Genomic DNA, 14,820 nt, shown 5'->3' on the forward strand with positions numbered 1-14,820 from the left:
CTTTTTTTTGTCCAATACTTTTTTGTGAGCTTTCAAATCAAGGTTCATAATGCCAAATTTAAGGATGCAAAATAATAAATAGTAGGCATGCATACTATTTATGTCAACAATTTAAAATCAATCTAATTTCTGATTTTTTTTCCAAATTGCTGTAACATTTCCAAAAACCAATCATTACCTACCTGAATGAAGACATTTTTTGAAGCACATATTTGGACGCTCAAAAGCAAACTCTATCGGATGGCCTATTTATGGGTAAAAGATAGGGATGTGGCTCAGGATGTGCTGCAAGCGGTTTTTGAAAAGGCTTGGTTAAAGAAAGATGAGCTTCAGAAAATGGATAATCCTACAGGTTGGATGGTCAGAAGTATTAAGAATGAAAGTTTGCAACACTTTAGGCAAATAAAAAGATTTGAACCATTGGGCGAGGTGGAGATTGAAACTGATAATCAGGAAATTGATAACAAAGACCACGATGTGGGGATGGTTTTCAAGTTTTTGGATTCCTTGCCTGAAAAGCAAAAGGAGATATTTCAATTGAGAGAGGTAGAGGGATTGACCTATGATGAGATAGCCGAATACTTGGAGATTTCTCTTGAGCAGGTTAAGGTAAATTTGCATAGGGCACGAAAATCACTCCGAGAATATTTAATGGGGATAAAACATGAAAGATAGACTAAACAGATTGCTTGAAAAGTATTTTGAAGGTGAGAGCAGTCTTGACGAGGAAAAAGAAATTCGGGAACTGCTGCAATATGCAGAAGGGTATGAAATAGAAAAACAGTTTTTTTTAGGATTGGAAAAATACACAGCATTGGAATCCAATGCTGAAATTCAACTAAAACCCACCAGGAATCTGTATTCTTTTTGGGCAAAAATAGCAGCCGGTTTTATGCTGTTTTTGATGGCAGGAATTGCTGTTTTTCAATATCAGGAAAAGCAGAGAGAGGAAGAAGCTTATGGACAAGTGATGCAGGCATTTGCTTTAATACAAACCAATATGCAAAAGGGATTGAACAGCATGGATGCTATGGAAGACTTTAAGCATTTGAATACAACTGAGCAGTTATTTGAATTGAACACAAAAAAATAAACACGATGAAAAAATATATCACAGCCATTTTATTTTGCCTGATTGTCACAGGCGTTCAGGCACAGGATGATGCCATAGTCAAGTTTTTTTCAAAGTACATGGAAGATGATAATTTTTCCAGGGTGTATATCAGTCCCAAAATGATGCAAATGGCTGGAGGCTTTCTGAAATCTGACGTGGAAAATTCTGATAAAGATGCAGCGGAATTGGGGGAACTGATTTCAAATGTAAGGGGGATAAGGATTTTGAGTGCAGATAATGTCAACGGAAAAAGCCTTTATAATGAAGCCATGGGCACTTTGACCAGAAATAAATATGAGGACCTGATGGATGTGGCGGATAAAGGCTCCAATGTCAAATTCATGATGAGAGAGGAAAATGGCAGGATCAAGGAGCTTTTGATGATTACCGGGTCTGAGGAAAGCTTTACCCTGCTGAGCATGTTGGGCAACTTTACTTATCAGGACCTGAATATCCTGGCAGACAAAACAAATATGCCCGGTATGAAAGAATACCAAAGTGGAAACAAAAATAAATAACAAATCATAAACCGATGAAAAAACTACTCTTAATATTCTCCTTTGCCATGATTGCACACATGGCCAATGCCCAAAGTAAAAGTGTAGAGGCACTTTATCAAAAGTACAAAGCCAATGATGATTTCTTTCATATGGATATAGGGGGCAATTTTATGAATTTTGCCAAAGGATTCAACGTCAAATTGGATGAAGCCAATGCTGAAGGAATCATCAATTCCCTAGAAAGAGTCAAATTATTCAAATTACCTGAGAACAGCCCCACCAGTAAAGCTGAGTTCAAAACACTGCATAGCGCATTACAAAAAGAAAGGTATGAATTGATGATGGAAGCCTCTGATAAAGGAAGTGGTGTTCTCATATTTACCAAGGGTAATAAACTGATCAGTGATGTAGTAGTACTCATAAATGATACAGGCGGGGACCTGATGGTCCTGGAATTGCACGGTAATTTTGACTCAAAGTCCTTGGCTGAAGCAGGAAAATCTATCAGATAAATCAAAATATCTATAATTTTAATTCATATAGGGAGCGTGGTAGTGATACCACGCTTTATTTTTTACATTTTTAAATGATGTAATGAATATTTTTTTATCCTAGCTAATAAAATACTTAAACAAAATTTAAATTGGTTTTTATGAAAATTGGTTTAAATTTTTTAACAGTGATATCGATTGCGAGAAAATTTAATATAATTATTGAATCCGTAATAATAATTTTATTTTATTACCAAATCATTAACAAAACATAAATAAAATTAAAAAATTTGCAACATAAGGATTTTTGATTTAGGTTTGTATCAGAGTTCAATACCACATGACTCTATTCTTCCCAAGGTAACCAGCCTCACATTGTTTGAAATAGGGAAAATCCCTAAGAGGTAATTCAAAATAAAAATTTCTTAAAACCTATTAACTATTATTACCATGAAAAAAGTAATCATTGCAATCATCTTTGCAGTCGGTGTTTCATTAAGCGCCACAGCAAACACATTAAGTTCAGAGGAACTTGAGAAAACAGCGGTATCCCTTAAAAAAGTGGATCAAAACAAAGTCCAATTATTCTACGGTCTCAATGAAGAAAGTACAGTATTGGTAAAAATCTATGATGAAAATCATTATTTGGTGCAGAAAGACAGAACTGTTTCCAAAAATGCATTTGCCAAATATTATGATTTTTCCCAACTGAATCCGGGAGTTTACACCATGGAGCTTTATTCGGACAATGAATTGTTGGATAAAATTGAGATGGACATGCGTCAAACAGAGGTTAAGCCAATTGTCTATTCAAAGTTGGAAAAAGTTGAATTCAATACGTTCAAATTGCTTGTAAATTCAATATTTGCTTCGGATATGATCCTTGAGGTATATGAAAATGACCGATTGATCCATGAGGAGAAATTTGAAAATGTAAGCGGTTTTCATAAACTCTATAAAATTGAAGGCGTAAGTCCGACTTCAAGACTTGAGTTTTTTGTAAGAACAAGCGATGGCTTCAAAAATGTGCTAGCCGCCAGATAAGCTAAACCACCAATAAATAGAAAAGGCCACGATGCATATCGTGGTCTTTTCTATTTTATTGTGAATTTGAGTTATAAAAAATATTTCAATTTGACCACTTCTTTTTCACTCAGGAATCTGAATTTACCTCTTGGGAGGTCTTTTTTATCCAAACCTGCATACATCACCCTGTCCAAACCTACTACTTCATATCCCAAATGGGCGAAAATCCTTCTTACAATTCTGTTTTTTCCGACATGAATCTCAAGCCCTAGGATCATTCTGTCTTTAGAGAGCACTTGAATGTCATCCACTTTGACAGGGCCATCTTCCAAAGTCAGGCCTTCGGATATGTCTTTTTCATGATTGTGCGTGATAGCCTTATCTAAAGTGACCTGATAGATTTTTTTGATGTTGTTGGAAGGATGTGAAAGTTTTGCTGCCAATTCACCATCATTGGTAAATAGCAGTAGACCTGTCGTATTTCGATCCAAGCGGCCTACTGGAAAGACCCTTTCCTTACAGGCGTTTTCCAAAAGATGCATCACTGTCTTTCTTTCCATAGGATCATCAGTGGTGGTGATGAAATCCTTTGGTTTGTTCATCAAGATATAGACAGGTTTTTCTGGATTAATGGTTTTCCCTTTGTAGATCACCTTATCCGTTTTCATTACTTTATGGCCAAGTTCTGTGACTACCTCACCGTTGACCATTATTTCACCTTTCGATATCAAGTGATCAGCCTCTCTACGTGAACAAATCCCTGAATTGGAAATGTATTTGTTAAGTCTAAAAATCTCAGTTTCTTCAGTTTTTCCACGGCCTTTTTCTACCTTATCAAAGTTGTATTCAGGCCTTTCTTCGTGCTGGATTTTTGTGAAAGGTTTCTTAAATTTTTTTGTAAAGCGGGATTCTTTCGGTAATTCAGATTTAGGAACCCTTTCATAAATGGGTTTTTCATCCTTTCCTCTTCCTCTGTACACATTCTTGAATTCTTCAGAATCAGAGCCTTTGCCTTCTGATGGTGCTCCTTTTCTGAATTTATTGTCTGAAGGCTTTTGAAACTTATCTTTTTCTTGGAAATTTCTTTTAAAACCGCCTTCCCTTGGTTCTTCACTAGGGGTTCTTTTTTTATAATCCTCTTTTCCAAAACTACCTTTCCCTTCTTGATCAGATTTAGGGGATTTGTTAAAATTAGGCTTAGGGTATGAATTACTTTTTGAAAAATTGCCCTTTCTATCGTCTTTTTTCTCAAACTTATCCTCACCGTAAGGTTTGGATTTTTTATAATCTTTTTTGAAAGAGGAGTCTTTTTTTCCTTCAAATTTGCCACCTTCTCTATGATAAGGTTTGGATTCCCCCGATCTCTTTGAATCAGGTTTTCTGTTATTATCTTTTTTCATTGTCGTGCAGCATCTCTGCTGGATTATTGATTATCCCTTTTGTCCAAGATTAAATCCTGATTTTTAAAGGGATGCAAAGATAGATAATTTATACAATATATATCTCAAGGTTTAATTCTTCTGATAATAAGCTTCTACTGCTGCCCGAACCGAGCCATGCTTTAGCAGCATTTCTTTCGACCTATCTTCATTCAAGCCTGTGGATTCCATGATCATTCGGATACCACGTTCTACCAGCTTTTTATTTGAAAGTTGCATGTCTACCATTTTATTTCCTTTGACCCTTCCAAGTTTGATCATCACTGTTGTGGATATCATATTCAGCACCAGTTTTTGTGCGGTACCCGCTTTCATTCTTGTGCTTCCTGTGACAAACTCAGGACCCACTATCACTTGGATCGGATATTTGACAGCAGCGGCAAGGGGAGTATTCAAATTACAAGTGATACATCCTGTCAATAATCCTGCATGGTCCGCAGCCTTTACACCTCCTATGACATAAGGAGTAGTACCTGAAGCAGCGATTCCAATGATGGTGTCATTGATATTGACCCCAAATTCATTGATGTCCTTCCAAGCTTGGTCAGGATTATCTTCTGCATTTTCAACTGCCTTTCGGATGGCTTGGTCTCCTCCGGCGATTATGCCCAATACCCAATCATGTGGTACTCCATAGGTGGGTGGGCACTCTGAGGCATCAAGAATACCCAACCTACCACTTGTACCCGCACCAATGTAAAAAAGCCTACCTCCTTTTTTCATTCTAGGCACGATTTCGACAACTAATTTTGCAATAGATTCTAGTTGGTCCTCAACCGCAAAGGCTACTTTTTTGTCTTCTTCATTGATATTCTGGAGCAAAGAATGAATATCCATTTGCTCGAGGTTATCGTATAGGGATGGACTTTCTGTTGTATTCATAGCAATTCTTGGTGATAAAGGGTTAATCCTGCAATCGGGCCTTCAATGACAATGTTGACATGTATATCTACATCATAAGCAGCACTTCTGAGGATATCACTGTTGTAGAAGGCAATAGATCCCACAAAACTGACAGGCTTCTTTTTATAATCATCATATTTCATGACATGCTTTTTGAAAAAGTCCTGAAAGGAATTGTAATAAAGCATATAGCAGTAAGGATCGCTGATATGTTCTGTTATGAATCGGCAAAAACTGGCCATATACCGTCCTGGGAATGGTCTTTGGTAAACATTCTCAATAATCATGTTATTGTCTAATTGGAACTTGTCAATAACTTGGTTTCTCAGTTTTTTGGGCATTTCATCGTGGATGAAATCCTGAAGGAATTTCCGGCCAATATAAGCTCCTCCTCCCTCATCTCCCAGAATGTATCCGGGTGCAGGTCTTTTGTCTATGATGAGTTCCCCATCATAATCACAACTATTGGAGCCTGTCCCTAAAATACAGGCAATTCCAGGCTTATGGCCACAAGTGGCTCTTGCGGCGGCCATCAGGTCATGATCCACATTGATTTCAGCTCTTTTAAATATGCCTTTCAAGGCATTGTTTACCTGAAGACGGTTTTTTGGAGAAGCACAACCTGCTCCATAATAATAAATCACTTCAACATCATCCCGGAGATCCAATAAAAAATCATCCTGAAGTTCATTGGACATTTCTTCGGCAGTTTGGTAGTTGGGGTTAAACCCAATACCTCTATGCTGACCAATTTCTCCACTTTTATTGATTACTCTCCAGTCTGTTTTGCTGGCACCACTATCTGCAATAAGTATCATGTTATTTTATCAACTGACCGATAGGCGTAAATTTTTGAAATACCTCCTCCGTATGCGGGGCATCAGGAAGTTCATCTGTCAAATCCTGCCCTGCCCAATGTTCATAATGTTTCCCGTTTTTCCAGAGTCTGGAATTGGACACATCATAGATGATTCCTTGATAAGCCACCCAAATCTCTGGTTTGTCCTGACCATTCCTAAGAGCAAGTTGTTGCCTGCTATAAGCTTTCATCTAGAATAATTTAAGCTGGGCGTTTATCCATCTTTCGGGGATTTCTCCTGACTGTGCCATTTGATAATCCTGATAGCTACAAGGGATAATGGTGGTCCGGTCAAATTTTGTCTGATCACCTTGAGGAATTTCCATCCACCATTTTTCACTTCTTATGCTTTTATAGAATATAAGGAGAGAAGGTTGCGCATCCAAAGATACTGTATATTTAATATAATCGCTGCTTTTAAAGGACAGGCTGTCTTTTCTGTCATAGAATCCTTCAATGAAATACCAAATCATCGTTGCAATAATTGAAGCAGTCTTATTCCTGTTGTCATCAAAATAGGGTTGATATCCATAGATTCCGATGGAAGAGAGCTTTTCATTCATGCCGGCAAATCGACAGATTTGGCAAGCTTCTTCTCCGGTCAGTCCAAAAGGCTGCGCATCTGCAGCACCTGGAGCATCTGAAGACTGTATCGCACAGACATCAAAACTCAATAGGTCAGCATTTCTGATAATGGGTTCGATTTCCTTAAAATTGCTCCTCAGATTTCCTATCCTTACATGGTCAAAGTGTAGTTTTTCCAACACTCCGATTAAATCTAAATCCGTCAGAAAACTTTGATAAGCCAAATGGCTGTAGTTGAATAAAAAGTTGGGTTGGTGGAGAATGATGTCTTGTGAGTGTTTTTCGGAAGGAGTCCCTTCTTCTTCCATGTCTATTTTAGCATCGATAGTAAGCAGGGAGACCAATTTGTCCAGCCTTTGATAAGAAAGATATTGGCCGATGTCCAAATCATGGGTACCTCCAATAAATATGGGTAGAATTTGTTTTTTGATTAAATATTCTCCCACGGAATAAATGAGTTGAAGGGAGTCACCCAAAGTATTCCCAATTTTCAAATCGCCCAAATCCGCGATCTTGTACAATCCATGACCTTTTTTAAGATGATACAGTTTTTCCCGTATTTCAGAAGAGCCTCTTTCAATACTATCATTTTTCAACATTCCCCTTTTTTCAGTCAGTCCGACTATGGCAATCTGCAATCCTTTTAAATCAGGGAAGGTATCTCCAAAATAATGGATGTAATTGAAAAATGAGTTATGGCTATATTTCTGAGAGGTGATGTATTCAGGAACAGGTTCAAAGAATTGATGTATATCCATAGGTTGGGTTTAGATGCTATCCAAAATTAAAGAAAAAATCCTGAGTAAATAAAAAAGTCCCGCAAAAGCGGGACTCTTATTTGAGGTCTTAACCTCCAAAGTCATCAAATCGGATATTCTCCTGTGGTATTCCCATGTCATCGAGAAGCTTCAATACCGCAGCGTTCATCAATGGAGGACCGCAAAGGTAATATTCCACCTCATCCGGTTCAGGATGGTTTTTTAGATAATTATCATACAGTACTTGGTGAATAAAGCCGATATAACCATCGCCTTCTTTATCATCAAGCGATTTCTTTATTTTCCAATTGTCTTCGGGCATTGGTTCGGACAAGCCAATGTGGAAATTGAAATTGGGAAAATCTTTTTCTATATCTCTAAATTGAGGAGTGTAAAAGAGTTCTTTTTTCGATCTTCCGCCATACCAGTAAGATACTTTTCGATCTGTTTTCTCTGTATGGAATAAGTGGAAAATATGTGACCTAAGAGGAGCCATGCCTGCACCACCTCCTATATATATCATTTCCCGCTGAGTTGGATTGATGTGAAATTCTCCATAAGGACCTGAGATGGTTACTTTATCACCGGGCTTTCTTGCGAACACATAAGAGGAACATACGCCAGGGTTTACATCCATCCACTTGTTATTTGCTCTATCCCAAGGTGGGGTAGCAATCCGGATGGTTAACATAACAATGTTTCCTTCTGCAGGGTGATTGGCCATGGAGTAGGCCCTAAATAACTCTTCGTCATTTTTCATGGTCAAATCCCAAAGGCCAAATTTATCCCAATCACTTTGGTATACATCAGCAGGGTGACCAAGGTCAGGGTGTGGCGTAATATCCATACCTTTGAAATTGACAGTAATCGGTGGTACGTCAATTTGAATGTATCCTCCTGATTCGAAATCCAAAGTTTCACCCTCAGGAAGTTTCACTTTAAATTCCTTGATGAAGGTAGATACATTATAGTTTGAAACCACTTCACAATCCCATTTTTTGATACCGAAAGTCTCTTCAGGAATCCTGATTTTCATGTCCTGCTTTACCTTAACCTGACAGGAAAGTCTGACATTCCCCTGCTTTTCTGCCCGGCTTAGATGGCCAACCTCGGTTGGGAGAACTTCTCCTCCGCCTTCTTCAACAACACACTTGCACATGGCACAAGTACCCCCTCCACCACATGCTGATGGAAGAAATATTTTTTTGTTGCCCAATGTGCTCAATAGGGTAGACCCTGCTGAGGCAACGATGGGATTACTCTCATCTCCATTAACGATGATTTTGACATCTCCGGAGGCGACCAATTTGGATTGGGCAAACAAGAGGATAAAAACAAGTAGCAAGATAATTATGGTGAATGCTACAATTGATGTAATAATTACTGAACCCATTTAAATGACTGTTTTACTTTTAATTCTCAGTATTGGAACCCGTTTTGGGAACACAAATATATTTATAAATCGGCAAACTCGGTCAAAAAGAAACTTAATTTTGCCTTTTTCCATTCATTGACTTAATGGAATAACTGATTAATTCCTAAGAAGGTTTAAGAGTGTCGTCAATCTGTTTTTCAACTGCCTTCTATCGATGATAAAATCCAAAAACCCGTGTTCTAACACAAATTCGGAACTTTGGAAGCCTTTCGGTAAGTCCTTGCCTATCGTTTCCCTGATGACTCTAGGTCCGGCAAAACCAATCAAGGCACCAGGTTCTGCTATGTTAAAATCCCCCAACATCGCGTAAGAGGCTGTGACGCCACCTGTAGTAGGGTCAGTCAAAAGGCTTATATAAGGAATAGCCGCTTTGTCCAATAATGCAAGCTTTGCGGAAGTTTTGGCCATCTGCATCAAACTGAATCCTGCTTCCATCATTCTGGCTCCACCAGATTTGGAGATCATTAAAAAAGGAATTTTGTTTTTTAAAGAGTAGTCTATCGCTCTTGCTATTTTTTCCCCAACTACGGAACCCATTGAACCCCCAATAAAATTAAAATCCATACAGGCGATTACAAGGTCCATTTCATTTATCCTCCCAACTGCTGTCCGTACGGCATCCTTCAATTCTGTTTTAGTGATAGTCGCTTCAATTCTTGATTTGTATGGTTTGGTGTCCACAAATTTCAAAGGATCCCCCGAAATCATATCCTTATCGAGTTCCATGTAATTGTTCCCGTCAAACAATATCTCAAAATATTCCTTGGAACCGATTTTGACATGATATTCATCATCGGGGCATACGTAAGAATTGTTTTTGAGTTCCCGGGTATGAATGATGCTTCCATTGGGCGTTTTATACCAAAGTCCGTCAGGCGTGTCTTTCTTTTCTTCCGTGGAAGTTTTGATTCCTTTATCAGTCCTTTTAAACCAAGCCATATTTTAGATTTTTTAATTTTGAAACTTCCGTTTCAAGTGATTACAAATTTATAGGTATTATCCATTAAATAAAATTTGAACCTCAACTTCATACAATCAGGAAAAAAATCGTTCAACAAAAAAGCTTTGTTTCTTTTTGGTGTTTTTTCAAAAATTCTGCTGAAAGTCATAAAATCGGCTAAAATCAACTGTGCTTTTTCAAACATGGGAATTTCATTTGTTATTTAAAGGAATTAGCTGAAATTCATGCTTTATTAACTTTAATATCCAAAAATGAGCCTGATTGCCCTTCTTGTCGTTTCGGCGATTGTTCTTACCACTGCATATTTCACCTATGGCAAATATGTAAATAAAAAATTCGGCCTTGATGATTCCCGAAAAGCACCCTCGCATACCTATTCAGATGGCATTGATTATGTACCAAGTAAGCCTATTGTGGTTTTGGGCCATCATTTTGCTTCTATTGCCGGCGCAGGACCAATAGTAGGACCAATCATAGCAGTTACTTTTGGCTGGATTCCTGCGGTGATTTGGATTCTTGTTGGAGGGATATTTTTTGGTGCGGTCCATGATTTGGGAAGTATGGCTGCCTCATTGCGGAATCAGGGCAAATCCATTGGGGTGATCATTGAAAAAAATATTGGTAGAAAAGGAAAGCAATTATTTATTGTATTCAGCTTTTCAACATTGATTCTTGTCATTGGGGTTTTTGCAGACATCATTGCTAAGACATTTGTGAACAATCCCGGAGTTGCATCAGCATCAATATTGTTTATCATTTTGGCTTTAGGATTTGGATTGGTCAACAGAATGATTGGGAGCAGTAAGCAAGCATTTTTAATCATTTCAATTATTGGGATTGTTTTGATGTATTATTTCGTCTATTTGGGAATGCAGTTGCCGTTTGCTTTGGATTACCAAATGTGGATTTATATTCTTTTAGGCTACGCTTTCGTAGCTTCAGTCACTCCGGTAGCCATGTTGTTGCAACCCAGGGATTATCTGAACAGCTTTTTATTGTATGGTCTTATCATTGCAGCAGTCGTTGGGGTATTTATTGCCAATCCTGAGATCAAAATGGATAATGACATTCATCTCACTGCGGATAATCTTGGTTATTTGTTTCCGGTTTTGTTTGTGACCATAGCCTGCGGTGCCATCAGCGGGTTCCATTCGCTAGTAGCTTCAGGTACAACTTCCAAACAACTGGATAAAGAAAGTGACGCAAAAATAGTGGGATATGGAGGTATGTTGATTGAATCATTTTTGGCCATTATTTCAGTGGCAGCTGTGATTGTGCTGAGTAGGGGAGAATATTTGGGGAGGTTAGGAGAAGAAGGTCCAGTTCCACTTTTTGCCAGTGGGTTGGGGGGTATGATTTCGTCCATGGGTATTTCTGAATCATTTGCGATAGGATTTGTTGCGTTAACAGTTTCTGCTTTTGCACTGACCACTTTGGATACCTGTACCCGATTGGCAAGATTCACCCTTCAGGAGTATTTCGAAGATGTCAAAAATCCAATTGGAGCCAAATTATCACAAAACAGGTATTTATCTACGATGGTTGTGGTATTGCTATCCATTTTGCTTTTGGCTTCAGGAAGCTTTACCACACTTTGGCCAATATTCGGTTCTGCCAATCAGTTGCTGGCAGCCTTGGCGCTGCTGACCATTGCCGTGTGGTTGATGCGGAAAAAAATCAATGCCACGTTTGTGATGATACCGATGTTTTTTATGTTCACAGTCACATTGACGTCCTTGGGTTTGTTTGCTTGGAAAAACTATCAGGACAAAGTTTATGTGCTTTCCTTGATAGCGGGCTTACTTTTTATCCTTTCCATTGCTTTAATTGTTCTCGCTGGAAAAAGCCTTAGAAAAGAAATTGAAGAACCTGTAAAAATTACTTGAGAGCGGTTCATTTATTGATCATAATTTTCAGATTTGCAGGATTTTTCTAAAAAACAACCCCGGCCCAAAGTGTTGGCCGGGGATGAATCAACATATCAATCTATGGTAATCTGTTACATGTATCATTTGAAGGATTAAATGTCCTCCAATAATGACGATTCCTGTGAATAGAATCCTAAACATCCATCGGTAGGAATAAAGGATTCAAACCTATGAAAAAATGGTATTTCATTTATTGTGCTCCGTCAGATTTTGCTCGGTTGATGGCATAAGTACCTACGTTTTTACCTTGCTCGACACCTACTTCTGCATCGAATCGATAATGAATTCCACCATAAAGCCGTGAGACGGCTGCTTCTTCAGCCCAAAGTCTAAATCTTGCGGCATCTTCTGGAAATATGTATGAAAGAACTTCAGCACCTGCTGCAGAGAAAGTGCTATGTCCAGAGGTGTATGCAGGGAAGTTGGGTGTACCAAGTATGGTCTTAAATCCTGCAATCGTCTCAACAGGACGAGGGTAATGGTAATAATATTTAGTATCCCAACAAGCCACACCGGCATCCATGATGGCAGTATTCATATAGGCAAATACCCTTGCTGACCTTAGCGGATTTAATTTATGCTTGACAATTGCTTCTTTGGCAAATTTGTTCCAATGGCCAGGAGGGGTATAGGAGCCTATACCATCTTCCCACCAATTTGCAATTCTCCTTTGATTTAATGTCATATGCGCAGCAAACCTCTTCAATTCAGCAACATCTTCCTCAAATTGAGGAGAACCAGGTGCAGGGGGAGGTGGAGACCTAACTTCTTCCACCGTCGGTACATGCCACATTTTTACCTGACCAAAAAGAGGAGTCAATCCAACAGGTCTTTGAGGCACTTCGGTATTCTGCCATTTCCATCCAAACCTTTCAAAGGCAACATTTGCTATGGAATCTGATACTGATTTTGGGGTCTGGGCTTTAGACATGCCATCTGTGGAGGCCCTCTGCTTGGCCACCATGACTACTTCTGAACCGATACTGATACCTGCTTCGATGTCGCTTTGGGTATTGATACCAGCGTGTATAAGACTGGCAATGTGTTCTTGGTATTTATTTTCAAGAAATGAAGTCTCAAGTGGAAACATGACAGACAGGATGTCTTTGGAAACTTTGGCTACCGTGGCACCATCTGAGGGGTATGAAGGTATAGTACTTGCGAGATAAGCTGGTTTGATACTTTCATCCACTTGATATGGGTTTGGACGATTGTATTGGAATTTGTAATGCCAGGCAATAACCAATCCATCAAATTGGGCAACACTAAGGTAAGCCAACATCCTACTCGTGTAAGGAGGATGAGCAAAAGGAAATGATGGAGGACCCACAGGGTTGGCAGGGCTGGGCAAAGTATATGTCCCATCAGCGTTAGGACCTGGGATCAGGTTGTACTTTGCTGCCAATTCAAGGGCAATCTCATTCCACCTCAAAATGGGGTTGGAGGTCCAATAATGAATTGCCTGATTTTGTGAAGGAGTCAATCCTGCCATCTGTAGTTTCAGATCATTTAATTCAGCCTGATAGGTGTTTGAATTGGTTGGATCGGGTTGTGGGATATTGATTTCTTCAGGATTGATTTCGAGTATGGTTTTCCAGGTTCCCCCGGTTACATCCAAGTCTTCAAATTCATATTCATCGAAATCCAAATATCTAGGCGTTTCCTCTAAGCAGGCGCTTGTAGTGAAGAAAAGTATAGCTAAAACCAAATATGATATTTTGAAATTTTTCATAGTCGTGTGGGTTAATAAACTTTAAACTGATAAGTAAGGCCAACACCAACTGTCGTGGCTTTTCCCATGTTTCGACCGCTTACAGTTTGATTGAAATAAACAAGTCCACCGAGACCCCGGTCTGCTTTGATATAATATTGAACCCAGCCTCCAATTTGGCTTACTTCCATCTTATTGGTAGGTTGTGGTCTATTGTAAGACCGGATATCATCACCGGAAAGGCAATTGAGGCTCATGAATGTAGCTTCCATTCTTAATCTGTTGCCCAATGTCCAATATCCGATAGCACCATGGAAATTCACGGCATTGGGAACGTTCATGAATGGTGAGTATACACTTCCGTTGTCATAGTAATAATCACGCTCAATTTCGGATTGTCCTCTCCAGAGATAGGCAAAGCCAGCCCTGAATAATAATCCGTTGTCCATTTTGTATCCTCCTATGCCCCTTATGCCCAGCTCAGGAGCTCCAGCCCCGATACTAAATGGCATATAATCTGAAAGGTAACTTCCAACAGGTGTACCAAAATGGGTATTGGTCAGGAACAAGAGTCGTCCCTTACCCAATTGTTTTTGAATCCAGTTCACTTTTACTGAAATGCTCAAATCCTGGATTCCAGATTGACCTGCTTGAGTTCCGTTAGACGCATTTGTGCTGATATAGGGAAGAGAGGTGATAATATTTATATGCTTAGTAAGCCCCATGGCTACCATGGGCATTCCCATTTGTCTGGTAAAGGTGCCAATATTGGCATTTTCTCTTAGGTAGCTACCTTCCCAATATTGATTCCAAGAAGAATGCTCATAAATCAGGGCAGCACAAATTTCCCCTTTATCCATCATTACTTCATCCCAAGGAGTTTGACCGTAGGTATTGAATAGGGGTGTACCGAATACCATCAATCCCAAGATGATTGGTAATAGTTTTTTCATAATAATTTATTAAGAATTAAAAGTCGATTGAAATCTTTAAAAATCAGTCCAGTCTGAATTTCTGACCACCATCTTCAATCCATGGATTGAAGATGGTGGTCAGAAATTCAATTTTATATCAATAATTCCTTTTGGGGAATGTCCTAATTGAACAGAT

Annotated in this window: 15 protein-coding genes; 6 read left to right on the plus strand and 9 right to left on the minus strand. The window is 38.9% G+C overall.

Translation table 11 applies throughout. From position 1 onward, the window contains the following. Positions 1–186: 186 nt before the first annotated feature. From HMJ38_RS02125 to HMJ38_RS02145, 5 genes are all read left to right on the plus strand, one after another. Entirely contained in the window at positions 187–675 is a 489-nt protein-coding gene (locus HMJ38_RS02125) for an RNA polymerase sigma factor (protein ID WP_194972732.1), read from the plus strand. Further along, complete coding sequence (locus tag HMJ38_RS02130; RefSeq protein WP_194972733.1) at positions 665–1,093, plus strand: hypothetical protein; 429 nt, start codon at positions 665–667, stop codon at positions 1,091–1,093. The genes HMJ38_RS02125 and HMJ38_RS02130 overlap by 11 nt, the downstream gene beginning before the upstream one ends. 5 nt (positions 1,094–1,098) lie before the next feature. Continuing rightward, complete coding sequence (locus HMJ38_RS02135) at positions 1,099–1,632, plus strand: DUF4252 domain-containing protein (RefSeq protein WP_194972734.1); 534 nt, start codon at positions 1,099–1,101, stop codon at positions 1,630–1,632. Between the two features lie 14 nt (positions 1,633–1,646). After that, positions 1,647–2,126 carry a DUF4252 domain-containing protein gene (locus HMJ38_RS02140; RefSeq protein WP_194972735.1) on the plus strand — a complete coding sequence of 160 codons (480 nt, stop codon included), beginning with the start codon at positions 1,647–1,649 and terminating at the stop codon, positions 2,124–2,126. A gap of 429 nt (positions 2,127–2,555) precedes the next feature. After that, on the plus strand, positions 2,556–3,149 hold the full coding sequence (locus HMJ38_RS02145; RefSeq protein ID WP_194972736.1) for a hypothetical protein: 594 nt from the start codon (positions 2,556–2,558) through the stop codon (positions 3,147–3,149). Positions 3,150–3,220: 71 nt separating this feature from the next. Here HMJ38_RS02145 and HMJ38_RS02150 read toward each other — a convergent pair whose 3' ends face one another. The 7 genes from HMJ38_RS02150 to accD all read right to left on the minus strand — a co-directional run bounded on the left by HMJ38_RS02150 (position 3,221) and on the right by accD (position 10,049). Then, the gene (locus HMJ38_RS02150) at positions 3,221–4,531 is read right to left on the minus strand and encodes a pseudouridine synthase (protein ID WP_194972737.1); all 1,311 of its coding nucleotides are present in this window, start codon (positions 4,529–4,531) and stop codon (positions 3,221–3,223) included. 111 nt (positions 4,532–4,642) lie between these two features. After that, the gene (murQ, locus tag HMJ38_RS02155) at positions 4,643–5,452 is read right to left on the minus strand and encodes an N-acetylmuramic acid 6-phosphate etherase (protein ID WP_194972738.1); all 810 of its coding nucleotides are present in this window, start codon (positions 5,450–5,452) and stop codon (positions 4,643–4,645) included. Continuing rightward, positions 5,449–6,291, minus strand: coding sequence for an N-acetylglucosamine kinase (locus HMJ38_RS02160; RefSeq protein WP_194972739.1), 843 nt, complete (start codon positions 6,289–6,291; stop codon positions 5,449–5,451). The genes murQ and HMJ38_RS02160 overlap by 4 nt, the downstream gene beginning before the upstream one ends. Position 6,292: 1 nt before the next feature. Further along, the gene (locus tag HMJ38_RS02165) at positions 6,293–6,523 is read right to left on the minus strand and encodes a cytochrome b5 domain-containing protein (RefSeq protein ID WP_194972740.1); all 231 of its coding nucleotides are present in this window, start codon (positions 6,521–6,523) and stop codon (positions 6,293–6,295) included. Continuing rightward, complete coding sequence (locus HMJ38_RS02170) at positions 6,524–7,675, minus strand: formimidoylglutamase (protein WP_194972741.1); 1,152 nt, start codon at positions 7,673–7,675, stop codon at positions 6,524–6,526. Between the two features lie 88 nt (positions 7,676–7,763). Beyond that, positions 7,764–9,068, minus strand: coding sequence for an NADH:ubiquinone reductase (Na(+)-transporting) subunit F (gene nqrF, locus HMJ38_RS02175; protein ID WP_194972742.1), 1,305 nt, complete (start codon positions 9,066–9,068; stop codon positions 7,764–7,766). A 138-nt stretch (positions 9,069–9,206) separates the two neighbouring features. Then, positions 9,207–10,049, minus strand: coding sequence for an acetyl-CoA carboxylase, carboxyltransferase subunit beta (accD, locus tag HMJ38_RS02180; protein ID WP_194972743.1), 843 nt, complete (start codon positions 10,047–10,049; stop codon positions 9,207–9,209). Between the two features lie 273 nt (positions 10,050–10,322). On the opposite strand from accD, the gene HMJ38_RS02185 reads away from it, so the two are divergent. Further along, a complete protein-coding gene (locus HMJ38_RS02185; RefSeq protein WP_194972744.1) occupies positions 10,323–11,957 on the plus strand; it encodes a carbon starvation CstA family protein in 1,635 nt (544 codons plus the stop codon). A gap of 232 nt (positions 11,958–12,189) precedes the next feature. On the opposite strand, the gene HMJ38_RS02190 is transcribed toward HMJ38_RS02185, so the two are convergent. Then, complete coding sequence (locus HMJ38_RS02190; RefSeq protein WP_194972745.1) at positions 12,190–13,731, minus strand: phosphatase PAP2 family protein; 1,542 nt, start codon at positions 13,729–13,731, stop codon at positions 12,190–12,192. A gap of 11 nt (positions 13,732–13,742) precedes the next feature. Further along, the gene (locus tag HMJ38_RS02195; RefSeq protein WP_194972746.1) at positions 13,743–14,663 is read right to left on the minus strand and encodes a transporter; all 921 of its coding nucleotides are present in this window, start codon (positions 14,661–14,663) and stop codon (positions 13,743–13,745) included. Between the last annotated feature and the right edge of the window lie 157 nt (positions 14,664–14,820).

Source organism: Aquiflexum lacus (assembly GCF_015476655.1).
In the GTDB taxonomy this organism is placed as follows: domain Bacteria; phylum Bacteroidota; class Bacteroidia; order Cytophagales; family Cyclobacteriaceae; genus Aquiflexum; species Aquiflexum lacus.

Coding starts and splice junctions, on each gene's coding strand:
- HMJ38_RS02185 (WP_194972744.1), top strand. CDS start 10,323: ATGAGCCTGATTGCCCTTCTTGTCGTTTCGGCGATTGTTCTTACCACT.
- nqrF (WP_194972742.1), bottom strand. CDS start 9,068: ATGGGTTCAGTAATTATTACATCAATTGTAGCATTCACCATAATTATC.
- HMJ38_RS02145 (WP_194972736.1), top strand. CDS start 2,556: ATGAAAAAAGTAATCATTGCAATCATCTTTGCAGTCGGTGTTTCATTA.
- HMJ38_RS02125 (WP_194972732.1), top strand. CDS start 187: ATGAAGACATTTTTTGAAGCACATATTTGGACGCTCAAAAGCAAACTC.
- HMJ38_RS02165 (WP_194972740.1), bottom strand. CDS start 6,523: ATGAAAGCTTATAGCAGGCAACAACTTGCTCTTAGGAATGGTCAGGAC.
- HMJ38_RS02135 (WP_194972734.1), top strand. CDS start 1,099: ATGAAAAAATATATCACAGCCATTTTATTTTGCCTGATTGTCACAGGC.
- HMJ38_RS02160 (WP_194972739.1), bottom strand. CDS start 6,291: ATGATACTTATTGCAGATAGTGGTGCCAGCAAAACAGACTGGAGAGTA.
- HMJ38_RS02170 (WP_194972741.1), bottom strand. CDS start 7,675: ATGGATATACATCAATTCTTTGAACCTGTTCCTGAATACATCACCTCT.
- HMJ38_RS02130 (WP_194972733.1), top strand. CDS start 665: ATGAAAGATAGACTAAACAGATTGCTTGAAAAGTATTTTGAAGGTGAG.
- HMJ38_RS02150 (WP_194972737.1), bottom strand. CDS start 4,531: ATGAAAAAAGATAATAACAGAAAACCTGATTCAAAGAGATCGGGGGAA.
- accD (WP_194972743.1), bottom strand. CDS start 10,049: ATGGCTTGGTTTAAAAGGACTGATAAAGGAATCAAAACTTCCACGGAA.
- murQ (WP_194972738.1), bottom strand. CDS start 5,452: ATGAATACAACAGAAAGTCCATCCCTATACGATAACCTCGAGCAAATG.
- HMJ38_RS02190 (WP_194972745.1), bottom strand. CDS start 13,731: ATGAAAAATTTCAAAATATCATATTTGGTTTTAGCTATACTTTTCTTC.
- HMJ38_RS02195 (WP_194972746.1), bottom strand. CDS start 14,663: ATGAAAAAACTATTACCAATCATCTTGGGATTGATGGTATTCGGTACA.
- HMJ38_RS02140 (WP_194972735.1), top strand. CDS start 1,647: ATGAAAAAACTACTCTTAATATTCTCCTTTGCCATGATTGCACACATG.